The organism is Bradyrhizobium sp. 137 (assembly GCF_023074095.1).
Lineage (GTDB): Bacteria > Pseudomonadota > Alphaproteobacteria > Rhizobiales > Xanthobacteraceae > Bradyrhizobium.
On record NZ_JADPKU010000044.1, the window covers coordinates 368,620 to 391,676 of the forward strand.

The window sequence follows — 23,057 nt, forward strand, 5'->3', positions numbered from 1 at the left end:
CTAAAATTTCGGTAAGCGGGTCCCGAGGTAAGGATTTCGCAAGCAATGAAAGTTACCAAAAGGTCAACCTAGACTGGAGTATTTGAGCCGTGAGCGAACCAATGCCCGAGCAGGCCTCCCTGGATCATGGCGCCGTCGAAGCCGCAGCAAGCGCCTCGCAGACGGTCGAGGCTGCCGGGATCGACGCCCCCTCGATCGCCCCTGACCACGAGGCGCCGCCGAAGCCCGACCCGGTCAAGATCGAGCCGCCAAAAATCGAGACATCAAGGATCGAGGTGCCGAAGTTCGAATCCAAGACTGAACCCAAGGCTCAGTCCAAGGCGGAGTCCAGGGCTGAATCCAAGCCCGAGCCGGAGCCCGGCAAGCTGATTGTGATGGCGCCATCGGAACGCTCCTGGGATCGCGAGGACTTTGCCCCGCATGTGAAGGCGGAGGAGCCGCGCGAAGCCGGCGGCAAGCGCCGCCTGTCGGCGATGGCTGCGGTGGTGGCGATCGCTGCTTGCGTCGGCGCGATCAGCGGCACGCTCGCGACCGCAGGGATGATGCACTTTGCCGCCACGGCCCCGGCGCCGGTACAGGTCGCCGATACCAGCGCGCTGGACGCTTCCGTCGCGCGGATCGATGCCGACCTCGTCGCGCTGAAGGCCAATGTCGAGCGCTCCTCCAAGACCGACGTGAGCCAGTTCAACCGGACCAACGACCGCCTCGACAAGCTCGAGAAGGCGCAGGCCGAGCCGTTGGCCAAGATCGCAAAACTGTCGGAGGCCGTCGACAAACTCCGCGCCGCGCCGCCGGCGGCCCTCGCGCCGGCCGCAGCCGCCGCGTCCGCCAAGGAGACCACCGGCTCGATCGCGCCGACCCAGGTTGCCACCGCCGCGGCTGCGCCCGCACCCGCCGCGCCCAAGACCGAGGTCGGCCGCCTGCCGACGATCGAAGGCTGGAGGCTGCGCAACGCCGCCAATGGCGGCGCGCTGATCGAAGGCCGCGACGGCCTCTACGAGGTATATCCCGGCGATCCCATCCCCGGCGTCGGCCGCGTCGATGCGATCCGCCGCCAGGACGGCCGCTGGGTGGTTGTCACCAGCAAGGGCCTGATCGTCGCGCGTTGAGCCCTCATATCCGGCCTTCGAAAAGGCGCTTCACCACTGCGTGAGGCGCCTTTTTGCTTGAATAGGCTGGTCGCCGCGGTGTTACTTGGGGCATGAGCCGCGCCTTGCGAATTGTCGTTGCTGCCGCCGCATTGTTTGGCGGTGTCGTCTCGCTTTCTGCGGCGGAGAACGTGCAATTGGCGCGCGGCACGGCGATCACCGATCCTGATCTGTTGCGCCGGCTCGATCAGAGCGATGCTCTCACGATCGCGAGCCTGCTAAGGCCGGAGCGGAACGCCGACATCCCGCTCACGACCGACCTGCTGTTCTCGTCGTTGCCGCAGCTCAAAGCGATTCCGCCGGCGATCAATGCGGAACTTGACCGCTACATTTCTCGGTACAAGGCGACATATCCGGGCGAGACCATCGGCGTCGGCGAAGGCTTTGACGTGCAATTGTTCGACCGAGCCAATCTGAGATCGCGCGACACGCGTTTCGTGCTGGCCGGCATCGTCAACCGTATGGACCGCGCCTATGTCTCGGAAGAGTCCTGCGGTGAGATCCGGCTGATCTACCGTCTCGCGCGTTACGAGAGCAGGCCGGAGGGCGGCAAGACCGCAACGCGCCTGCCGATGACGCTCAATCTGGTGATGAAGGCGCGCGACGCGCGCCAGACGGACGGGAATAATCCCGTCACCTGCGCCGCGATCGCGCGGCGCTGGCTCGACGATGGCGACTGGCAGGAGTTGATCGGCAGTCGCTCTTCGCCTCACGATGCCATGCTCGACCGCATCGAGACCAACATCCAGGTCTCCGTCGCGCCGAAATCGGCGCTGCACGATTTTCGCTCGGACTATCTACTCAAGGTGTTCAAGTACGACGCTGCGAGGAAAACGTTCGAGGAAGCGACGCTGGAGAACCAAATCGACCGTGACCGAATCCTTGCCGACGATGCGCTTCGGCGCGACTTTAGGGATTGGTTGCTCGCGCCCGAAAATCTGCGCGAATTCGATCGCGGCACGGTGCTGATCCCGGAAAGATTCCTGGCGACGTCTGCGGTGGTGCCGACACCTGCCGGGCTCGATGCCTCGGCGTTGCAGCCAGAGTTCGGCATGATGCAAGGAGAAGGAAAAGGGGAGGGCAGCGACGTTCCCGTCTTCGGCGATGACGACGTGGTCGGTGCCTTGAACCAGGCTGCCGCGCGCGGCATCGATCTGCAGAACGTCCGCTCGGTCGCTGGCTTTCAGCGCCGTCTCAACGACGTCACTTGTGCCGGCTGCCACCAGACCCGCGGCATCGGCGGCTTCCATTTCCCGGGCGTGGATTGGCTTGTGGACAAGTCCTCGAACTCCGCCAACGTGCCGGCATCGCCGCATTTCTTCGGTGACCAGCTCCGCCGCCGCGACATCCTGACCGCATTCGCCGCGGGCAAACGTCCCGATTTCTCACGCGGATTTGCCAGCCGGCCACAGACCCGCGGTGGCCGCGAGCTGGCCGGGACCGAATATCAGGACGGCTGGGGGGCGCATTGTTCCCTGCAAAATGCGGGATCAGGAACGACGGACAAGAGTTTTACGTCATGGAGCTGTGCTAAAGGCCTCACCTGTCAGGCTGCCGCGGCCTCGCGCCGCATCGGCATGTGCTTCATCAAGACGCGCTAAACCGATTTGGATGACCCATGACGGACCCGAGCGAAGCCAACAAGGAGCGCAATCGCAAGATTGCGCACAACGAGGAAGCCAAGCAGGTCACCGGCAGCATCCGCGTTAGCACCTGGGCGGTCGCGATGGTGGTCATCATCGGCGGGATCCTGTTTACGCTCGGCTGGCTGGCCTTGCGGTAGTCGGCGCCCTCACTTGGCGTAATTCGTCATCCGTTTTCCTGGCAGCAGTTCATAGGCCGGCTTCCAGCCGGGCAGTGCGGCCATGCGGCCGAGCCAGGCGTGGATCGCCGGATGGCTCGCCGCGAAGTCGAAGCCGTGCTCGTCACTCGGATAATGCAGATAGGCCATCATCGAGATATCGGCGACCGTCGGCTTTGCGCCGATCGCGAATTCATTGTGCTGGAGGTGTCCATCGAGGATGCCGAGGAAGTCCTCGAGCCGTCGGCGAAAATGCTTCAGTACCTGCGGATCGTTTTTCGCGGTGAAGGCGCGCATGAAGCGATAGGTCGCCATGTAGCCGGTGAGCTTGTGGTTGTCCCAGAACAGCCAGCGCAACAGCTCGAATTTTTCCTCGTCCGTATCAGCGCCAAAGCGCCCGTACTGATCGGCAAGCTTGAGCAGGAGCGGCGCGGTCTGCGTCATCTTCACGCCGTCGATTTCGAGCACGGGGATCTCACCCATCGGGTTCACCGCCCTGCGCCATTCCGCGGTGCGCGTGACGCCGCCGCCGAAATCGGTCCAGACCGGCTCGAATTTTTCGCCGCAAAGCGTCAGCATCAGCGCCAGCTTGTAGCTGTTGCCGGATTCGGGGAAGTAGTGCAGGCGGTAGCTGGGCATGGGACCTCGCAGGCGGACGGGATGCGCTGCCGATCATTATACCGAGACGGTCTCACGCCGTCATTGCGAGCATAGCGAAGCAATCCAGCAATGCATCCGCGGAGGGATTCTGGATTGCTTCGCTGCGCTCGCGATGACGATGCCGTGCGAGCGCGGCTCCTAACCCACCGCCCCCGTACCCCGCAGCTGCTTGATCGCCGCCTCGTCGTATCCCGCCCCACGCAAAATCTCGTCGCTGTGCTCGCCAACAGCGGGCGGCTTGCGCGGCTGCACCTTCCTGGCGCCGTCGATCCAGATCGGGCTGTTGATGGTGAGCATGGTGTCGTTCTCGAACGGCACCAGAACCTCATTGTCGAGCATTTGCTTGTCGTTGGGGATGTCGTCGAGAATGGCAACGACGCCGAACACGAGGCCGTTGCCGTCGAGGATCCTGCGCCATTCGCCGAGATCCTTGGTGGCGAAGGTGTCGTCCAGAATCTTGATCAGCTCGACCGAGCGGGCGTGGCGGTCGGCCTTGGTGACGAAGCGCGGATCGTCGATCAAGTCCTCGCGCCCGAGGCAGCGCGCCAGCGTCGGCCACTGCCGCTCCTCGTTGAGCAGGGACAGGATCAGCCAGCGGCCGTCCTTGCACTGGTAGTGGTTGGCCACCGCGTTCAGCGCGCGCTCGCGCGGGCGCCGCTCGCCGAACTTGGCGCCGCAGAGTTTTGCCTGTGCCAGCACGCTGGCGGCCCAGACGCCATTGGCCATCAGATTGGAAGCGACATGCGATCCCTTGCCGGTCTTCTCGCGCTGATAGAGCGCGGTGACGATGGCGCCGTAGAAGGCCATGGCGCAGGGATGGTCGCCCATGCCGGCGACGGAGCGGGCCGGTGTCGTGTCGGTATCGGCGCGGACGAGGTCCATCAGGCCGGAGCGCGCCCAATAGGCATTGCTGTCGAAGCCGGGCTTGTTGGCTTCCTCGCCCTTCTCGCCATAGCCGGTGAAGGAGGCGTAGATCAGCCGGTCGTTGAGATGGGCGAGGTGGTCATAGGTGATGCCGAGCTTGGCGCGCACCGGCGGCGGCATATTGGTGATGAAGACGTCGGCCTCCGCCACCAGCTTATAGAGCACGGCCTGCGCTTCCGGCTTGGAGAGGTCGAGCGCGATGCTCTTCTTGTTGCGGGCTTCCAGCAGCCAGGCGAAATTGTGCTCACCGGTCGGATAGCCCGGAAGGTTCGGCAGATTGCGGTAGGGATCCCCGGTGCCGGGCGGCTCGATCTTGACGACGTCGGCGCCGAAATCCGACAACACGGTCGCGGCCGCGGGCGCTGCGATGAAGCTCGCGCAGTCCAGAACCTTCAGCCCAGCAAAGATGCCCTTTTCCATCGCGGCGTTGCTCCCTCGCTCTTGTCGTTTCCCGCGCGCTGGAATTGGCGCGGGCGCCTCGTGGGAGCATTAGACCGATGTTTCGGCAGGATGCAACGGCGCCCGCTGCAGGGCCTCACTCCTCCCCCGCAAGCAACGCAGCATTGCCGCCGGCCGCCGCGGTGTTGATGGTCACGGTCTGCTCGGTGGCAAAGCGCGCGAGATAGTGCGGGCCGCCGGCCTTGGGGCCAGTTCCGGACAGGCCATTGCCGCCAAACGGCTGCACGCCGACAACGGCGCCGATCATGTTGCGGTTGACGTAGATGTTGCCGACCTGGACTCGATCGATAATGGCCTCGATGGTGTCGTCGATGCGGGAGTGGACGCCGAGGGTGAGGCCGTAGCCGGTGCGCTCGATCGCTTGCAGGACACGTCCCAGATTCTCGGCGCGGTAGCGTACGACATGCAGGATCGGCCCAAACACCTCCTCGGTGAGCTGGCTGGCTTCTTTGAGCTCGAAGATGTGCGGCGCGACGAAGCAGCCCTCCGGTGCGTGCCCTGCAAAGTGCAGCCGCGCCTCGCCCTTCATTCGCGCGATGTGTGCATCGAGACGCTGCTTGGCCTCGCGATCGATCACCGGCCCGACATGGGTCGCGACATCGCTTGGGTCGCCGATTCTGAGCTCGCGCGCCGCGCCCGCGATCATCTCGATCATGCGGTCGGCGACGTCCTCCTGCACGAACAAGAGCCGCAGCGCCGAACAGCGCTGGCCGGCGGAACGGAAGGCAGAGGTCACGACATCGTCGGCGACCTGTTCGGGCAGCGCGGTCGCGTCCGCAATCATGGCGTTGATGCCGCCGGTCTCCGCGATCAGCGGCACGATCGGTCCGTCCTTGGCGGCGAGCGCGCGGTTGATGCTGCGAGCAACCTCGGTCGAGCCGGTAAAGACAATTCCCGCGATGTCGGCATGCGCGGTCAGCGCGGCACCGATGCGGCCGTCGCCAGTGACGAGATGCAGCGCGCTCTTGGGGATGCCAGCCTCGTGCAGCAGGGCTACGGCCTCGCGCGCGATGCGCGGCGTCTGCTCGGCAGGCTTTGCGACAACGCTGTTGCCGGCCATCAGCGCCGCTGTGACCTGGCCGAGGAAGATCGCGAGCGGAAAATTCCACGGCGAGATCGCGACGAAGACGCCGCGGCCGCGCATGGCGAGCGCATTGCTCTCGCCGGTCGGACCGGGCATGGCCGCGTCAACGCCGAACAATTTGCGGCCCTGCGCGGCATAATAGCGGCAGAAATCGGCGGCCTCGCGCAGCTCCGACAGCGCGTCGTCCAGCGTCTTGCCGCCCTCCGCTTGTAGCAGCGCGATGAAATGGGCCCTGCGGCTCTCCAAAAGATGCGCAGCCTGCTCCAGCGCCGCCGCGCGCGCAGCCGCCGGCGTCCGGCTCCAGGCGACAAAGCCGGCGCGCGTAGCAGTCACCGCTGCGTTGGCCCGATCCGGTGTCGCATCTGGGCTGGGCTTGAGATCGATCGCCTCAGCCCTGACGTCGGCCAGCAGCTGGTCGAGTGCGGCACGCTCACCGAATTCGACCCCGCGCGAATTGCGGCGCTCCGGTGCAAAGAGATCGCGGGGCAGCGGAATCCTGGGATGAATCGCCTGTTGCGGACGTTCGATGGCGTCGGCCGGACGCTGCAACAGCGCCGACACCGGCACGCGATAATCAGCGGCCTGCGCCACGAAGGAGGAATTGGCGCCGTTCTCGAGCAGCCGCCGCACCAGATAAGCGAGCAGGTCGCGATGGCTGCCGACGGGCGCATAGGTGCGGTAGGCGATGTCAGCATGGTCCTTGGCAAGCTGCTCGTACAGCGCTTCGCCCATGCCATGCAGGCGCTGGAATTCGAAGCCGCCACTGCCTTGCGCAAGCTCGAGCACAGTCGCGACGGTTAGCGCGTTGTGGGTGGCGAATTGCGGGAAGATGCGCGGCCTCAAAGCCAGCAGCTTCGAAGCGCAGGCGATGTAGTTCAGGTCCGTCATCGCCTTGCGCGTGAACACGGGATAACCGTCGAGCCCGCGCTCCTGTGCACGCTTGATCTCGGTGTCCCAATAGGCGCCCTTCACCAGCCGCACCATCAGCTTGCGGTCGTGCGCGCGGGCCAGCGCATCGACATAGTCGATCACCGCGCTCGCGCGCTTCTGATAGGCCTGGATCGCCAGGCCAAATCCGTCCCAGCCGCTCAGCGAGCCATCGGCGAGTGTTGCCGCGATCACGTCGAGCGACAGCTCCAGCCGGTCGGCTTCCTCGGCATCGACGGTGAAGTTCAAATCATGGGCTTTGGCGCGCTGCGCGAGGTCCAGCAGCAGCGGCACCAGTTCGCGCATCACGCGTTCGCGGCTGGTCGCCTCGAAGCGCGGATGCAATGCCGAGAGCTTGACCGAGATGCCGGGCCGATCGGGCAGGGGATGGTTGCCCGCGGTCTTGCCGATGGTCTCGATCGCGCGCGCATAGGCGTCGAAATAGCGCTTGGCGTCCGCCGCCGTGCGTGCGCCTTCGCCGAGCATGTCGAAGGAATAGCGCGGCTTCTGGCCGGAGCGCGGCCGGCCGCGCTCGAGGGCCTGCTCGATCGTCTCCCCCAGCACGAAATGATTGCCCATCAGCCGCATCGCCTGGCGCGTGGCGGTGCGCACGGCGGGCGCCCCCAGCCGCTTCACCAGCCGGCCGATGGTGCCGTCAGGCGTCTCGCCGGGCTGGATTACCCGTGCCGAGAGGCCGAGCGCCCAGGCCGAGGCATTGACCAGGAAGGCGGTGGACTTGGTTTCGTGATGGATGAAGTCGCCCTCGCCGAGCTTGTCCTCGATGAACTGGTCGGCGGTGCGCGCGTCCGGCACGCGCAGCAGCGCCTCGGCCAGCACCATCAAAGCGAGCCCCTCCTTGGTCGAGAGCGCGAATTCCCGCAGCATGTCCTCGACCCCGCCGAGCCGGTCGTCGCGCTTGCGGATCGCCTCGATCAGCCGCGTCGCGGTGCGGTCGATCCGCGCCTCCTGCGGCGGGCTGAGATGCGACGCCGGCAAGAGGCGGGCGGCGATCTCGCTATCATCGGCCGTGTAGGGCGCGGAGAAGGGCGGTGGGATGTTCGGCATGGCGTGTCCTGTGGCTGAAATCCAGGATAAGGCCCGCGTTACCGTAGCTCGATAGACAATTTAGCCAGGTTGCCTTAGAAAATGAAGATCATTGGCTATTTGGCACCGTAAGATATGGAACTTGACCGAATCGACCGGAAAATCCTCTCGATCTTGCAGGAGGATGGGCGCATCGCCAATGTCGAGCTCGCCGAGCGCATCGGCCTGTCGCCGACCTCGATCGGCGAGCGACTGAAGCGCTTGCAGCGCGAGGGGTTTGTCGAAGGCTACGGCGCCCGCCTCAACCCGCACCGGCTTGGCCTCGGTCTCTTGGTGTTCGTCGAGGTGCTGCTCGACAAGACCACGCCCGATAATTTCGAGCGTTTTGCGCGCGCAGTGAAGCTGGCGCCCGAGGTGCTGGAATGTCACATGGTTGCCGGCGGTTTCGACTATCTTCTCAAGGCCCGGCTGGCAGACATGACCGCCTATCGACGCTTCCTCGGTGAGACCCTGCTGTCGATGCCGGGCGTGCGCGAGACGCGGACCTATGCGGTGATGGAGGAGATCAAGCGCGACGCACCGTTGCCGATGGGCTGACGAAATGCCGTCGCGATTGTCATTGCTGTGGCGTTGGATGCGCGGTCTTCACGGGAAAAATAGCTATCCTGTGCAATCGCAACGCCTGTCGTCGAATGCACTGGCCGTCTTCTGAAATTTTTCTTAGCCCAGCTCCCGGACGGATCCGGGAGGCAGCAAAGGCTGACGCGGGCTTATACTTTGAGGTTCTCTGCGGAGGTCTTGCCCCGGTTTGCGATCTCTTCGTATTCCACCGTCTGTCCTTCGTTGAGGGTGGACAGACCGGCCTTCTGCACTGCCGAGATATGCACGAACACATCCTTGCCACCCGACGCAGGCTGGATAAATCCATAACCCTTCGTCGGGTTGAACCACTTGACCGTACCTTTAGCCATCACGACTTCTCCGCGGGTCTTCCTCCGAGATCTCGAATCGCCAGTCCCCGCCAACCGGCCGGTTCGGTCCTAACAGGATACGCGGAATGTGGCAGGCTTGGTAGCTCAAACCACATCGGCATTTCGCCGAATTCCGCTCAACTTCGCAGCGATTTTGCCGGTTTTGCCCGTTTCGCGGTCAAATGGCAGGAGCGCGACGGATCTAATATCGCGAGGGATCATCGCATAGCCGTTCTTCCTTAACCCTCCCCTGGAGGGGGAGGGTCGATTGCGCGAAGCGCGAGCGGGGTGGGGTGATCCTTCCACTCGGGCAGTGTGCGAGATGAGAGACTGTCACCCCACCCCGCTACGCATTGCGCTGCGCTTCATGCATAGCGACCCTCCCCCTCCAGGGGAGGGTAAGAGAAAACGCGTTGACGCGGTCCTTCAGTACGTCGCGGCCAGATAATCGACGATCTTGCCGACATCGGCATCGTCGATCGGTGCGCCATAGACCTTGATCATCTTGGTCACCTCGGCCTGCCAGAAGCCCTTCTTGTCCTTCATCGGCGGCTGCGTGGCGATGTAGTCGGACGAGTGGCAGGCGCTGCAATTGCCCTGCACGACCTCGAGATTGGGCCCGGGCTTTAATGCCGCGACCTCGTCTGGGGTCTTGTAATTGACCGGTGCCGCAAGTGCCGAACCGATCACGGCGGCGAGAGCGAGCGAGATGGCGAGGAGAACGGTGCGTTGCATGATCATTCTCCTTCAGGCCACGGTCACGCGGACGGTTTCGACGACGTTGCGCAGATAACCCGCCGGGTTCCAGCGCGGCGTATCCGGCTGGGTCTCGCCGCCATTGCCGGTGGCGCGGACTTTGAGCTCGTGGCTGCCGGCCGCGAGCTTCACCGGCAGCTTCCATTCGCGGAACGAGTACTTGCCTAGATCCTTGCCGAGCTTGGCGCTGGTCCAGGTCTTGCCGCCGTCGGTCGAGACCTGGACCTCCTTGATGCCCTTGCCGCCGTCGAAGGCGATGCCGCGCAGCATCGCAGTTCCCGCCTTCAGCTTGGCGCCGTCGGGGATGCTGGTGATGAAGGAGCGGATGGTGAATCGGTTGATCGGGATCGTCGCCTTCGGCGCGGTGCCCGGCTCGACCGCGTTGTTCGGCGTGTCAGGGATGCGATACGCCGACTTCATCCAGAAGCCGTCATAGACGTTGTCGATCACCGTGATCTCGTTGAGGTGCTTGACCCAGTAGGTGCCGTAATAGCCCGGTACGATCAGGCGCAGCGGGAAACCGTTGAGGAACGGCAGGTCCCCGCCGTTCATGCCATACGCCAGCATCACCTCGCCGTCGGTAGCGTGATCGAGATCGAGCGCCTTGACGAAATCCGGCGTCTTGTCGCTGACCGGGCCGTCCATGCCGTTGAAGGTGACCTGTTTGGCGCCGGCCTGCACGCCCGCCATTTCCAGCACCGCCTTCAGTGGCACGCCGCGCCAGCGCGCATTGCCCATGGCGCCGTTGGCGAGCTGGCCGCCGGCAACACGTGGCTCGAAGAAGCCGCGGCTGTTGCCCGAACACTGGTTGACGGCGACGATCTCGGTCGCCTTCATCTTCTTGATGTCCTTCAGCGACAGCTTCAGCGGTTTGTCGACCTTGCCCTTGACCTCGAGCGTGAACTTGTCGGGGTCGAGATTGTAGGGCAGGTCGGAGAGATGATAGCGCACGAAGAATGCGTTGTTGGGCGTGATCGGGCCCTCGTTGAACACCGCGAACGGCGTCTCGAGCTGCGGCGGCCGGCTGGTCAGGCCGATCATCGGCCGCTTCTGTGGATATTTCACCAGCGGCCGTTCGCCATTTGCAAAGGGCAGGGTGACGGTGTCGAGCGCCAGCGCTCTGGTTGAGTTCAGTGTGGCCGCAAGGGCGGAAAGGCCCGCTCCTTTGAGCAGGTCGCGTCGATCGAACATTCTCATCCCCTCCCGGAGCTTTTCGTCGGATCGCGGTCATCACCGCGATCCCGCACTCATCTGTTGCAACGATTTGGACGAAGTCAATTCGTGCTTTCGCAGCAAGCCCATGCCGCTGCGTTGCAGCAGGCCGGTGTTACGCCGCGATGATTCCAGCGGGGTGGATCAATGGTGCCGCAGAACTCGCTCGACTCTCCCGCTTGCGGGAGAGGTCGCGCCGAAGACGCGGGTGAGGGCTTTCCCCTCTGGGGGATTGTCGCGTTGCGGAAACACCCTCTCCCCAACCCTCCCCCGCAAGCGGGGGAAGCGCACCTTTCGTGTGGCCTACGCGCTACGCGGCAACGCGCTCGCCTCGGTCGACGAGCGCCGTCAAGTCCCTCGCATCCGCGACGACACGCACGGCAAGCGGCTCGTCGCGGCCGCGGATCGCGACCTCCTGCTGCGGCAGGGCGTCGTCGGCAAGGCCCGCGGTGCGGCGGACTTCCTCCGAGACAATAGCCTCGCAAGCGAGCGTCTTGGTCATGTCCTGAAGCCGGGCAGCGACGTTGACAGCATCGCCGAGCGCAGTGAAGACGATGTGATCGCGATAGCCGATGTCGCCGATGATGACCTCGCCGCCATGGATGCCGATGCCGAAGCGGATCGGCTGGCGCAGATCGTGGCTCAGGAGCTCGTTGAGCTCGTCGATACGCGTCGCGATGCCGGAGGCCGCCTTCAGCGCCTGCCGGCAGGCCGCTTGCGGATCGGCCGACAGCCCGAACAGCGCCAGCATGCCGTCGCCGACGAACTGGTTCGGTTGACCGCCGTTCTCGATCACGGCCTGCGACACCGCGCCGAGGAAGCGGTTGACGATGAAGACGGTGTCGAACGGCAGCCGCTTTTCCGCGAGCTGGGTCGAGCCGCGCATGTCCACGAACAGGCTGACCAGATAACGCTCCTGGCCGATTCTGGCGGGCGTCGAGGCTTGCGCATTCGCGGAGAGTGTGTGCGGTGTGAAGAGCTGAAAGAAGGAGAGGTCGGACGTCGGCCGCAGCTGGCAGGCGAGCCTGATCGAGGGGTCGCTGCGCCGACGCGGGTCAGCACGAAAGCCTCGCGCGGCGACGGCTCGGGCAGGGCGCCATGATCGCCGATGATGCGGATGCGGCAGGTCGAGCAGCGGGCGCGGCCGCCACAGACGCTGGCATGCGGCACATTGTGGCGCAGGCTTGCTTCCAGCACCGACAGCCCCTTGGGGACCCGCACCGTTTTCCCATTGCCGTAGGACAGCGCGATCATGCCGCCGCGCCGTTCGCGCAACGCGCGCACGCCGCGCGCCGCCAGCGCCAGTCCGAGCAGGCCGAAATAACCGATGGTGAGGCTGCCGGTGATGCGGTCGAGCGTATTGCCTTCGGCAGCCGTGCCGATCTGGCGGCGGCTGAGATTGTGCGTACGCCATTCTCCATCGTCGCTCTCGACGGCGACGCTGCGTCCGCCCTGGTAGGTGCCGAGCAGCGACAGCGTCGGAATCAGCACGGCAGCCGCGAGCAGATAGGGTGCCGCCCGCGCGAAGAACGGTTTGAGGCGAAGCCAGAAGAAGATCCCGATGCAGCCGTGCACCCACGCAATCAGAAGCAGGATCGTCATCTGCCAGAGCCGGCCGGGCGAGGCGACGAAGAACAGATAGAGCTCCTGCGGATAGAGTTTCTGGTGTCCATACAGCGTCTGGCCGAGCCGCACTCCGATCACGTGTGCCATGATCAGGACGGGGATGCTCAAGCCCAGCACCAGCTGTAGCGGCTCGATCGTCCGCCAGCGGAACTGCCGGCGCTGGTACAGCGCGTAGAGGCCAAGCCCCATATGGGTAAGTGCGGCCGTGTAGAAGACGATCGCGATTGGGAGGAACTGCCAGAATACGGTGTGGTAATAGACCCCGACCTCCATGGCATCGACCGAGATGTTGCCGAGCGCATGGTTGAGGAAGTGGCTGACCACGTAGGAGAACAGGATGACGCCGCAGACGAGGCGCACCTGCCGCACGCTGGTGGCACGGACGGCAGACATCTGGATGGGAGCGGTGGCCATGATTCGATTGTATCAGTTCATGAGAGAGAACAGCCAGCGTAGCGTTTAATTCCGGAGGTGGACAGCTTTGGAGATCACATGCGCGGCAAGGAGCCACACACTCCGCCGTCGTCCGGGGCGAGCGCGCGTCGATCCGCGACGACAGGGAGAATGGAGCTCCCGCATTGACTCCCCGTCGCAGGTTGGCGAAAAGCGCGGCCGTGACGACAGCCCCTGACATCACCGTTTCCCTTCGCGGCGCCGCGCGCCGGCCCCTCGTCATGGCCGCGGCGATCATCGCCGCGATGACCGTGCTGCGCATCGTCTACGCCTCGGAGATCGAGTTGCGGACCGACGAGGCCTATTACTGGACCTGGTCAAAGGAAACGGCGCTCAGCTTCCTCGATCATCCGCCTGGCGTTGCCTGGCTCATTCGCTTCGGCACCGCGATCTTCGGCGATACCGCGCTCGGCGTCCGCTTCGGCGGCATCGTTGCGATGCTGATGACGCAGCTGCTGCTCGCCGACATCGTCCGTCGTCTCACCCATAACGCACGGGCAATCATGATCGCGGTGCTGATGCCGGAGGCCGCGCTCTATTACGGCCTGCTGATGGCCAAGATCGCGCCCGATGTCGCCATGATCCCGTTCGCAACGGCGATGATGTGGTCGCTGGTGCGGCTGGCGCAGGGCGGCGATGAACGCTGGTGGCTTGCGGCCGGGCTGTTCGCTGGCCTGTCGATGCTGTCGAAATTCACCGCGATCATGTTCGCGCCGGCCGTTGCCGCCTTTCTGCTCGTGCCGGATTGGCGCTGGCGTTGGCTACGTAGCCCCTATCCCTATCTCGCAGTGCTGGTCGCGACCCTCGTGTTCTCGCCGGTGCTGATCTGGAATGCGCAGCACGACTGGGCCTCGTTCCGCTTCCAGGGGGTGCGCGCCACTGCCAATTACGGCATTTCGCTGCGCACCATCGGTGACTACATCGGCCTGCAATTCGGCCTGGTCGGCTTCGTGATGCTGCCGGTGGTGCTAACGGGCCTGGTGCTGACGGCGTGGCGCGGCTATCGCACGCGCGAGCCGGTCGCGATCCTGTTGTCGACCGCGGTGCTGGTGCCGTTTCTCTATTTCCTGGTCAAGTCGATGACGCTGCGGGTCGGCGACACCTGGCCGATGTTCATGTGGCCGGTTGGCTTTGCCGCTGCGGCAGTGAACCTCGCAACGATGACGAAGGAGGGATGGTCGGCTCGCATGCACAGATCGTCGGCGTTCTGGGCCAGGACATCCATCACGACGGGCATCGCCTTCGTCGTCATCGTGTTCCTCTATTACGTCGCCGCGTCCTGGAATCTGCTCGGCAAGATCGATCCGATCGGCGCCGAAGCCGGCTACGAGCAAGTCGCCGCGCGCGCGCAGGCCGCACTCGACGAGACCGGCGCGACCTGGATCGCGACGACCGACTACCGCACCTACGCCATGATGCGCTGGCTGTTCAGGGGCCGCGTGCCCGTCGTCGAGATCAACGAGCGCGGCCGCTTCCAGAATTTCCGCGATCCCGGCATGGACCGGATCAGGGACCACGCCGGCATCTATGTCGGGCGGGAGCCGGATAATCGATCATTGCTGTGGGAGAGCATCCCGGCGAAACGCAAGCAGCTTGGCCAAGTCGAGCGCCGCTGGCGCGGGCTCGTGATGGACACCTATGTGCTGGAAGAGCTCACCGGATGGACCCCGGAGCTCTCACCGCCGAAGGACTCGCCGCTGTTCCAGTGGCGGGTGCTGGCGGGGGAACTCGAGAAGCGAGAGCTCGCCTAGAGGCAAGCTCCTCTTCCTTCTCCCCCTGTGGGAGAAGGTGGCGCGAAGCGCCGGATGAGGGGTTTGCTTCGGCGAACGCTACTGCGAGAGAGAGGGCGCGGAGAGATACCCCTCACCCGTCTCGCCGCTACGCAGCGAGCCACCCTCTCCCACAAGGGGAGAGGGGAAGAAACGCGCTACTCCTCGTCGTCTTTCCGCTGCAACAGATCCGTCGCCAAATCTGACAGCTTCGGCGGCGGCAGCGCCGCGAACGGCAGCGGCCTTGTCACGTCGATCGCAGCCAGCCCCAGCCGCGCCGTCAGCAACCCATTGAGCACGCCTTCGCCGAGCCGCTGCGACAGCTTCGCCGCGATGCCGTGGCCCAGCATCTGCTGAACCAGGCTGTCGCTCGCGGCCATGCCGCCCGTGATGGCGAGGTGGGCGATGACTTGGCGGAGCAGGCGGACCATGCCGAGCGCGCCGGGGCGGCCGCCGTAGAGATAGGCGAGCTGGCGGATCAGGCGCAGCGCGGCGACGAACACGAACAGCACGTCGATCGCCGCGCGCGGCGAGACTGCCGTGACGATCGAGACCTTTTGCGCGGCTGACGACACCAGCCGCCGCGCCTCCGCGTCCAGCGGCGACATCAACTCGCGCTCGGCGAGGCGGATCATATCGGCGCCGTCGATGATCTCGCCAGCATGGCTCTCAAGCGTCGCGCGGGCGCGTGCGAGCTGCGGGTTCTGGTGCGCGATCTTCAGGAGGTCGTGCACGATGACGCGGCTTTCCTTGCGATCATCATTGGCAAGGACGGCGGCGGCGCGCTGATGCAGTTTCTCGATCGTCGCGAGCCGCGCCAGCCCGAACGCCTCGCGCCCGATCACGACCGCGAGCGCAAGTGCGGTGACGAACGCGAAGGCAAGGCCAACCATGCCGAGGCTGTCGCTGCGCGCAAACAGATCCTCGATCAGACGGACGACACCGAGCCCGGTACCGAGCAGCGTCAGCCCGGCGAGGCCGGACCAGAACAGCGTGCCCCAGGGAAAGCCGCGCCGCGCCGGAAGCGTGGTTTGAACTGGTACCGGCAGCGCCAGCGGATCGGGCTCCGGCGTAATCTGGATCGTGCCGCGACCGATCCGCCCTGTCTCGTCGGCCTCGGTGACGACGACGCCGGGATCATCCAGCCGGAACGTCGCCGGCCGCCGTTGCTGGGATCGCTCGTTCATGAGAGCTTGTCTCCGATCAGGAACTGCAAGGCACGGTCGAGGCGAATATGTGGCAGCGCCGGCTCTTCTGTGCCTTCGTGCTCGAGCTTTGGCGGCCGGAAGCGCAGGAAGCGGAAATCACTCTTCTCGGCAGCTTGCGTCGCGAGTCCGCGGAACGCATCCGTACCATTGAACAGCGGCTCGGGATCCAGCGGTAGATCGCCTGGAAAGGTCGCAACCTCGATGTTGCCGTCGAAGAACTCGCCGCCAGCGCTTTCGCCTGCGGCCGGTGTTCCCAAAATCGACGGCAATTTGTCGCGGCCATGCGCCACCTGCGCCTCGCGCGTGGCGCGGACGGCGGCGAGCGCGACGACGTCGATCTCCGCGCCGGTATTTTCGGCGCGCATAACCGCGCGGGTGACCGCACGGCGCAGCACGGCCTCGAGCCGGTCGTGGCTGGAATGATGCAGATGGTCCGCCTTGGTTGCCGCGAACAGGATGCGGTCGATGCGCGGCCGAAACAGGCTGGAGAGGAAGGTGCTGCGGCCGATGTTGAAACAATCGAGAATGCCGGCGAGCGCGGCTTCGAGATCGTGCAGCGCTTCGGGTCCGGAGTTGAATGCCGTGAGCGCATCGGCCAGCACGATCTGGCGGTCGAGCCGGGCGAAATGATCGCGAAAGAACGGCCGCACCACCATGTCCTTGTAGGCCTCATAGCGGCGTACCATCATGGCCCACAGCGATCCTTCCGGCGCCTGCCCGCCAGCGGGCAGGTCGAGCGGCGCGAAGGTCAGCGCCGGCGTATCTGCGAGATTGCCGGGCATCAGGAAGCGGCCGGGCGGCAAGAGGCTCATCGCAAACCGTTCGTCGCGGCAGGCGCGTAAGTAATTGGTGAAGAGCTTGGCGGCCGTGAGCGTCGCCTGCTCGTCCTCACGTGCCTCGGGCTTGAGCGTTGCAAGATGCGCGTGCCAGTCTGCGGCAAGATGCGCGCGCGGCGCCTCGCGCGACAGGGCCAGACTTTCGGCCGACCATTGTTCGTAGCTCTTCTGCAGCAGCGGCAAGTCGAGCAGCCATTCGCCGGGATAGTCAACGATGTCGAGCGTGAGCGTGCGGTCCGCGCCGTTCCGGCGCTGATAATCGATGACGAGGCGGAGCTCGCTGATGTCGACGGTCGAGTTCGGCCAGCGCCGCTCCTCGATCAGCGCGCGCAGATGGGCCTCATAGGCAAAGCGCGGCACGGCATCGTCCGGCTGCGGCGCCAGATGCGCCCTCGCGATCCGGCCCGAGGCATAGGCGTCGAACACCGGAAACCGGCCGCCGCGGGTAAGGCCGTGGATCAAGGCGGTGATGAACACCGTCTTGCCGGCCCGCGAGAGGCCGGTGACCCCGAGCCGCACCGTCGGATTGAAGAAATGCTCGCCATAGTCGATCAGCGCCCTCGCCGACAGCCGCGCCTCCTCGACCATATCCTGGAAACTGAATGCCATATGAACGCTGAGTGATCTCGGGCGGGAGGAATGTGCGACCGTTCACAAAAGTGGCAATTGCGTGAGGAAAATCAAGTTTCATACTTCCACCGCCTTTGTCGGCAAATCAGCCGTTTGAACGACGCGCCGGTCGCGAAACACCCATGCAAGAGGGCATTGCCTCACGTTGCGGATTGCCATGACCGTCTTCCAACTGAAACACTTCGCATCCTCCTCCGTCCATGCTGCGGCCGACGCGATCGGCTGGGATTATGACCGCGCCGAGCTGATCGCCGACGGTGTCATTCACGCCATCGGCGTGCTCGCCGGGCTCATCGCCGCGACCGTGCTGGTGGTGCTGGCGGCGGTCTATGCCGACGCCACCGACATCGTTGGCGTCTCGATCTATGTCGCCGGCCTGCTTTCGATGCTGGTGCTGTCGGCGACCTATAATCTATGGCCGGTGTCGCCGGCCAAATGGGTGCTGCGGCGGTTCGACCATGCGGCGATCTATCTCCTGATCGCGGCGACCTACACCCCCTTCATCCTGGAGCTGAAGGACAGCGTGTTCGCGCTGCTACTGCTCACCGGCGTCTGGTGCGTCGCGATCCTCGGCATCGTGCTGAAGCTGTTCTATCCCGGCCGGTTCGACCGCATCTCAGTCGGCATCTATCTCGCGATGGGCTGGAGCGGCGTCATGCTCTACGACGCCGTGGTCAGGGCGCTGCCTGCGCTGGCGCTGGGCTTCATCCTTGCGGGCGGCCTGCTTTACAGCTTCGGCGTGATCTTCCACGCCTGGCGGCGGCTCCGCTTCCAGAATGCAATCTGGCACGGCTTTGTCTTGGCCGGCGCGGCGTGTCATTATACCGCGGTGCTCGACCTCGTGTTGAGCTGAGCAAGCCGCGAAGCGGTAGAAGAGACGCGGGCCAAGACAAGAGGAGACGTCGCATGCAGGTGACCGGCAAGGTCGTGGTCGTCACGGGCGGCGCCAACGGCATCGGCAAGGCGTTGTGCGAGGCTTTTCACAGGGCGGGTGCAGCCAAAGTCGTCGTCGCGGACATGGATGCCACCAACGCAAGGGCGGTCGCAGCCATGGTGGATGGTGACGCCTTCAAATGCGACGTCGCGCAGGAAAAGGACATCGCCCACGTTATCGAGCAGACCGAGCGGCAGTTCGGCCCGATCGAGCTGTTCTGCTCCAACGCCGGCATCGGCGGCGGCTTCGATCCGATGTCGGAAAATGCCGGCGGCGACTCCGATGAGCCGTGGCAGCGGAGCTGGGCGATCCACGTCATGGCCCACGTCTATGCCGCGCGGCATCTCGTTCCGCGCATGAGGGCGCGTGGCGGCGGCTATTTCCTCAACACGATCTCGGCCGCAGGCCTGTTGTCGCAGGTCGGCAGCCCAGCTTATTCGACGACGAAGCACGCCGCGGTCGGCTTTGCCGAGAATCTCGCGATCTCGCACAAGGCGCACAACATCAAGGTCTCGATCCTCTGTCCGCAGGGCGTCGACACCAACATGCTGCGCTCGATCCCGAAAGGCCCGCAATCCGGCGACGGCGACCTGACGCCGGAGCAGGTGGCAAAGGACGTGCTCGCCGGCCTCGAACAGGAGACGTTCCTGATCCTGCCGCACCCCCAGGTGCTCGGCTACATGCGCAAGAAGACCGAGAATTACGACCGCTGGATCGGCGGCATGGCCAAGATCCAGGCGAAGATGCGGGAGGAGTTCGGGAAGTAAGGGACGCTGTTCCCGCAGTTGACGCTGTCATCGCCCGCCTTCGCGGACGATGACAGTTGAATGTGTGACGGAATTCGCCCCTAGTGCTTCTGCCCGTAAAGCACCGGCACCGTCGAATCCACGACGACCTCGATCAGGCTCGTGCCCGCAAACGTCATTCCGCGCTTCAGCGCCTCGCCCAGCTCCGCAGCCTTCGTCACCCGTACCGCTTCGCACCCCATGCCTTCGGCGAGCCGCACGAAATCGATCCCTGGCAGCTCCAGCCCCGGCACGTTCCTCACCTGCATTACCTGGCTGAACGAGCGCATCGCGCCATAGCCGGAATTGTTGATGACGACGACGGTGAGCGGCAGCTTGCGCTGCGCAGCGGTCCAAAGCGCCTGGATCGAATACATCGCCGAGCCGTCGCCGATCAGGCAGACCGTGCGCTGCTTCGGCTTGCCGAGCGCCATGCCGACTGCGGCGGGCAAGGAGTAGCCGAGGCCGCCGCTGGACATCGTGTAAAAGCTGTCCTGGCCGCGCATCGGCATGAACTTTTGCATCGCTGGCCGGTGCGAGGGGACTTCCTCGACCAGCGAGGTGCCATCCGGCATTGCCTGCGACAGCGAGTGCAGCAGGAACTCCACGGGCAGCGGATCGGCGGCCTGCGGCGCCGGCGGCAGCGTGCGGCCCTTTGGCGCGGCGCGTTTGCTCTCCGGCAGAAGGTCGAGCAGCAGGCTCAGTGCAGGCTTCATCGTCGCGATGATGCTGGTGCCGACCGGCGTCACGGCCGCTGCATCCGGATCATCGGTGATCTGGAAGATCGTCGCACTGCCGTCGAAGATCGCGGCATGGCCTTCGACATGAAAGGTGAACACCGGCGCGCCGATCACGACGATGAGGTCGTGATCGCGTAGTGCATCGGACAGCTGCGCGGGCGAAGCATGCAGGAAGCCCGCGAATTGCGGATGGCGCTCGGGGAACGAGCAGCGCGCCGAGAACGGGCTGACCCAGACGCTGGCCTTGGCCTTCTCGGCCACGCGCACCATCAGATCGACTGCGCCGGCGCGATCGACGCCGGGGCCGATGACGAGTGCAGGGTGCTTGCACGACGTCAGCGCTTTCACCAGCGCCTGCATCGCATCTGGTTCGGGCCCGATCTCCCGGCTGACCTTGCGCGCCTCGATGGGAGATGCCGCATGCGCCCAATCGTCGATCGGGATCGACACGAAGGTCGGCCCGCACGGGGCCTGCATTGCGGTGTAATAGGCGCGCGCAATGGCGGCCGGCACGTCCTCGGCCCGTGCCGGCTCGACGCTGTATTTGACGTAAGGCCGCGGAAACTCCGACGCGCGCTCGGCGTAGAGAAACGCCTGCAAGGGAAGGATCGAGCGCGCCTGCTGGCCAGCGGTGATCACGAGCGGGGTCTGGTTGCGATGCGCGGTGTAGATGTTGCCGAGCGCGTTGCCGACGCCGGCCGCCGAATGCAAATTGATGAAGCCGGCATTGCGCGTGGCCTGGGCGTAGCCGTCGGCCATGCCGACCGCGCTGGCTTCCTGCAGCGCCAGCACATAGTCGATGTCGTCAGGCCAGTCGCTGAGGAACGGCAGCTCGGTCGAGCCGGGATTGCCGAACACCCTGTCGATGCCGAAAGAGCGCAGCAGGTCGAGCGTGGCCTGCTTCACGGTGACGGACTTGCTGCCGGTCTTGCCGTTCTTTGCCATGGTTTCCGTCCCTTCTCGACCTCATCCTGAGGAGCGCGTCTTCGCGCGTCTCGAAGGATGAAGGCCCGGCTGGTGGCCTCGCCCTTCGAGACGCGCGCGAAGGGCGCGCTCCTCAGGGTGAGGGTCTAAATTCCCGCTTCGTCGCTTCGCTCCTCGCAATGACGAGGAGAGAGCCTCACCACACCGCCGTGCCCTTCATCGTCGGCTGCCCTTCCGCATTCGCGGTCCACAGCTCCATGCTCGCCTCGGTCTCATTCGCATTGATCGAGAACTCCGTGCCCTCGAACAGCGGCTGCACGCCACGATAGGTAAATTTCTTCGGCGCCTTGCCGCCATGCAAGCGGGCCGCCATTTCGATGATCAGCGCCGCCTGCAACGGGCCGTGGAAGATCAGGCCCGGATAGCCCTCGACCTTGGTGACATAGTCGCGGTCGTAGTGGATGCGGTGGCCGTTGAAGGTTAGTGCGGAGTAGCGGAACAGCAGCACGGGATCGGAGACATGAGTCTCGCGATGCTGCGCCTTCGGTAGCGGGGGCGGAGCCTTTGCGGGCGCGCTGCTCGTCATCTCGCGATAGACGATGTCCTGCCGCTCGCGAATGGCGAGCCCGCGTGGCGAGGAAATGCTGTGCTCGACCGAGACGAAGCACAGCGTGCCGGTCGAGCCCGATTTCACCTGCACGTCGGCGATGCGTGAGGTGCGCGTCGATTCATCGCCAACGCGCAGCGGCTCAAGGAACTCGATCTCACCGCCGGCCCACATCCGGCGCGGCAGCGGCACCGGCGGCAGGAAGCCGCCGCGGGTCGGGTGGCCGTCGGGCCCTAACATCGACATTGGAAACACCGGTTGTGCCAGGCACCAATGCACCGTGAACGGTGCGGCATCGCCGTTCCTGGGCTCGCCGACCTCCTGGAACAGCGTCGCGCGCAATCCTTTCACGAGCTGCGCGGTGACGATGTCGGTGGCCTCTTGGTTGCGGCCGATCCATTGCCGCAAATGATCGATGTCGAGCTTCTCGGTCATGACGCCTCGCTCTATTATTTTTTGGATTGGGGACGTTCGCCGATCGCCGGCACCGGCCCATAGCTGCGCGTCTCGCCAACGATGATCGGCGCCGGCGCGGGATAGCTGACCCGGCCGTTGGGCGTATCGACCTCGATGCGGCGCAGATGCGGATGGTTGGTGAGGTCGGCCATGGTGTTGACCTCGGCAAAGGCGATGTCGGCATCGGACAGCCGCTTCAGCAGCTCGTCGCGCGTCATATGACTGAAGGCGTCCGCGACGGTCTTGTCGGTGAAGTCGCGGTTGCGCACGCGTTCGACCATGTTGGCGACGCGCGGATCGCTTGGCAGGTCCGGCTGGTCCAGCACCTTTGCGCAAAGCGTCTTCCACTCGCGCTCGCTCTGGATCGAGATCAAGATGTCCTTGCCATCCTCCGAGGTGAACACGCCATAGGGCGCGATCGAGGGATGGCGCAGGCCCATGCGCTTTGGAGGATTGCCGGCCTCCGAGTTGAGCAGCGGCACGGTGCACCAATCCGCCATCACGTCGAACATGGAGATGCGGATGTCGGCACCTTTGCCGGTACGCCCGCGCCCGATCAGCGCCTCCAGGATCGCCGCATGCGCGGTCGCGCCGGTCGCGACGTCGACGATCGACATGCCGACGCGCGAGGCGCCGTCGGGATTTCCGGTGATCGAGGCCAGGCCGCTTTCCGCCTGAATCAGCAAGTCATAGGCCTTGCGATGCGCGTAGGGGCCCGCGTCGCCGTAGCCGGTGATCGTGCACGAGATCAGCTTGGGATAGTCCTTCAGCAGCCGCTCGCGCGAAAAGCCGAGCTTGTCCATCGAGCCCGGCTTGAGATTCTGGATCAGCACGTCGGCGCTTGCGATCAGCTTTTCCAGCTCGGCGCAGCCTTCTTTCGTTGCGAGATCGACGACCACCGATTGCTTGCCGCGGTTGAGCCACACGAAGTAGCTGCTCTGGCCCTTGGCTGCCGCGTCATAGCCGCGTGCAAAATCGCCCTCGGGCCGCTCGATCTTGATCACCTCCGCGCCGGCATCTGCCAGGCGCGAGGAGCAGAACGGTGCTGCCACCGCCTGCTCGACCGCAATCACCCTGATCCCGTCAAGTGCTCCCATGATGGC

The 23,057-nt window shown here is 65.0% G+C and carries 18 protein-coding genes and 1 pseudogene; 7 read left to right on the forward strand and 12 right to left on the reverse strand.

Annotation, left to right across the window (positions count from 1 at the left end; all coding sequences use genetic code 11):
- Nucleotides 1-101 precede the first annotated feature (101 nt).
- From IVA78_RS10990 to IVA78_RS11000, 3 genes are all read left to right on the forward strand, one after another.
- Entirely contained in the window at nt 102-1,109 is a 1,008-nt protein-coding gene (locus tag IVA78_RS10990; protein ID WP_247277747.1) for a hypothetical protein, read from the forward strand.
- Between the two features lie 92 nt (nt 1,110-1,201).
- Entirely contained in the window at nt 1,202-2,749 is a 1,548-nt protein-coding gene (locus IVA78_RS10995) for a hypothetical protein (RefSeq protein ID WP_247277422.1), read from the forward strand.
- Between the two features lie 17 nt (nt 2,750-2,766).
- Nucleotides 2,767-2,931, forward strand: a complete 165-nt coding sequence (locus tag IVA78_RS11000; protein WP_247277421.1) for a hypothetical protein — start codon at nt 2,767-2,769, stop codon at nt 2,929-2,931.
- 9 nt (nt 2,932-2,940) lie between these two features.
- On the opposite strand, the gene IVA78_RS11005 is transcribed toward IVA78_RS11000, so the two are convergent.
- The 3 genes from IVA78_RS11005 to putA form a co-directional block, all read right to left on the reverse strand.
- On the reverse strand, nt 2,941-3,588 hold the full coding sequence (locus tag IVA78_RS11005; protein WP_247277420.1) for a glutathione S-transferase family protein: 648 nt from the start codon (nt 3,586-3,588) through the stop codon (nt 2,941-2,943).
- A 159-nt stretch (nt 3,589-3,747) separates the two neighbouring features.
- A complete protein-coding gene (locus IVA78_RS11010; protein ID WP_247277419.1) occupies nt 3,748-4,953 on the reverse strand; it encodes a CoA transferase in 1,206 nt (401 codons plus the stop codon).
- Nucleotides 4,954-5,068: 115 nt separating this feature from the next.
- The gene (putA, locus tag IVA78_RS11015) at nt 5,069-8,068 is read right to left on the reverse strand and encodes a bifunctional proline dehydrogenase/L-glutamate gamma-semialdehyde dehydrogenase PutA (RefSeq protein ID WP_247465210.1); all 3,000 of its coding nucleotides are present in this window, start codon (nt 8,066-8,068) and stop codon (nt 5,069-5,071) included.
- Between the two features lie 114 nt (nt 8,069-8,182).
- Between putA and IVA78_RS11020 the strand changes: the two genes are divergently transcribed.
- On the forward strand, nt 8,183-8,644 hold the full coding sequence (locus tag IVA78_RS11020; RefSeq protein WP_247277417.1) for an Lrp/AsnC ligand binding domain-containing protein: 462 nt from the start codon (nt 8,183-8,185) through the stop codon (nt 8,642-8,644).
- A gap of 173 nt (nt 8,645-8,817) precedes the next feature.
- Here the strand turns inward: IVA78_RS11020 and IVA78_RS11025 are convergent, their stop codons facing one another.
- From IVA78_RS11025 to IVA78_RS11040, 4 genes and pseudogenes are all read right to left on the reverse strand, one after another.
- Nucleotides 8,818-9,018 carry a cold-shock protein gene (locus tag IVA78_RS11025; protein ID WP_008563500.1) on the reverse strand — a complete coding sequence of 67 codons (201 nt, stop codon included), beginning with the start codon at nt 9,016-9,018 and terminating at the stop codon, nt 8,818-8,820.
- 426 nt (nt 9,019-9,444) lie between these two features.
- Nucleotides 9,445-9,753, reverse strand: a complete 309-nt coding sequence (locus IVA78_RS11030; protein ID WP_247277416.1) for a cytochrome c — start codon at nt 9,751-9,753, stop codon at nt 9,445-9,447.
- Nucleotides 9,754-9,765: 12 nt separating this feature from the next.
- Nucleotides 9,766-10,965, reverse strand: coding sequence for a molybdopterin-dependent oxidoreductase (locus IVA78_RS11035; RefSeq protein ID WP_247465212.1), 1,200 nt, complete (start codon nt 10,963-10,965; stop codon nt 9,766-9,768).
- A gap of 331 nt (nt 10,966-11,296) precedes the next feature.
- Nucleotides 11,297-13,026: pseudogene (locus IVA78_RS11040) on the reverse strand (adenylate/guanylate cyclase domain-containing protein).
- 260 nt (nt 13,027-13,286) lie between these two features.
- Between IVA78_RS11040 and IVA78_RS11045 the strand changes: the two are divergent.
- Complete coding sequence (locus tag IVA78_RS11045) at nt 13,287-14,816, forward strand: glycosyltransferase family 39 protein (protein ID WP_247277746.1); 1,530 nt, start codon at nt 13,287-13,289, stop codon at nt 14,814-14,816.
- A gap of 176 nt (nt 14,817-14,992) precedes the next feature.
- Here IVA78_RS11045 and IVA78_RS11050 read toward each other — a convergent pair whose 3' ends face one another.
- On the reverse strand, nt 14,993-16,021 hold the full coding sequence (locus IVA78_RS11050; RefSeq protein WP_247277413.1) for a TIGR01620 family protein: 1,029 nt from the start codon (nt 16,019-16,021) through the stop codon (nt 14,993-14,995).
- Nucleotides 16,018-17,487 carry a YcjX family protein gene (locus IVA78_RS11055; RefSeq protein WP_247277412.1) on the reverse strand — a complete coding sequence of 490 codons (1,470 nt, stop codon included), beginning with the start codon at nt 17,485-17,487 and terminating at the stop codon, nt 16,018-16,020. The genes IVA78_RS11050 and IVA78_RS11055 overlap by 4 nt, the downstream gene beginning before the upstream one ends.
- 178 nt (nt 17,488-17,665) lie before the next feature.
- Here IVA78_RS11055 and IVA78_RS11060 point away from each other — a divergent pair, with 178 nt between their 5' ends.
- Nucleotides 17,666-18,361 (forward strand): hemolysin III family protein, encoded by a 696-nt coding sequence (locus IVA78_RS11060; RefSeq protein ID WP_247277411.1) that lies wholly within the window; start codon nt 17,666-17,668, stop codon nt 18,359-18,361.
- Nucleotides 18,362-18,414: 53 nt separating this feature from the next.
- Nucleotides 18,415-19,209 carry an SDR family oxidoreductase gene (locus tag IVA78_RS11065; RefSeq protein ID WP_247277410.1) on the forward strand — a complete coding sequence of 265 codons (795 nt, stop codon included), beginning with the start codon at nt 18,415-18,417 and terminating at the stop codon, nt 19,207-19,209.
- Nucleotides 19,210-19,289: 80 nt separating this feature from the next.
- Here the strand turns inward: IVA78_RS11065 and mdlC are convergent, their stop codons facing one another.
- The 3 genes from mdlC to IVA78_RS11080 all read right to left on the reverse strand — a co-directional run bounded on the left by mdlC (nt 19,290) and on the right by IVA78_RS11080 (nt 23,051).
- Complete coding sequence (gene mdlC, locus IVA78_RS11070) at nt 19,290-20,912, reverse strand: benzoylformate decarboxylase (RefSeq protein ID WP_247465215.1); 1,623 nt, start codon at nt 20,910-20,912, stop codon at nt 19,290-19,292.
- 175 nt (nt 20,913-21,087) lie between these two features.
- Nucleotides 21,088-21,933 carry a MaoC family dehydratase N-terminal domain-containing protein gene (locus IVA78_RS11075; protein ID WP_247277408.1) on the reverse strand — a complete coding sequence of 282 codons (846 nt, stop codon included), beginning with the start codon at nt 21,931-21,933 and terminating at the stop codon, nt 21,088-21,090.
- 14 nt (nt 21,934-21,947) lie between these two features.
- Nucleotides 21,948-23,051, reverse strand: a complete 1,104-nt coding sequence (locus IVA78_RS11080) for a CaiB/BaiF CoA-transferase family protein (protein ID WP_247277407.1) — start codon at nt 23,049-23,051, stop codon at nt 21,948-21,950.
- Between the last annotated feature and the right edge of the window lie 6 nt (nt 23,052-23,057).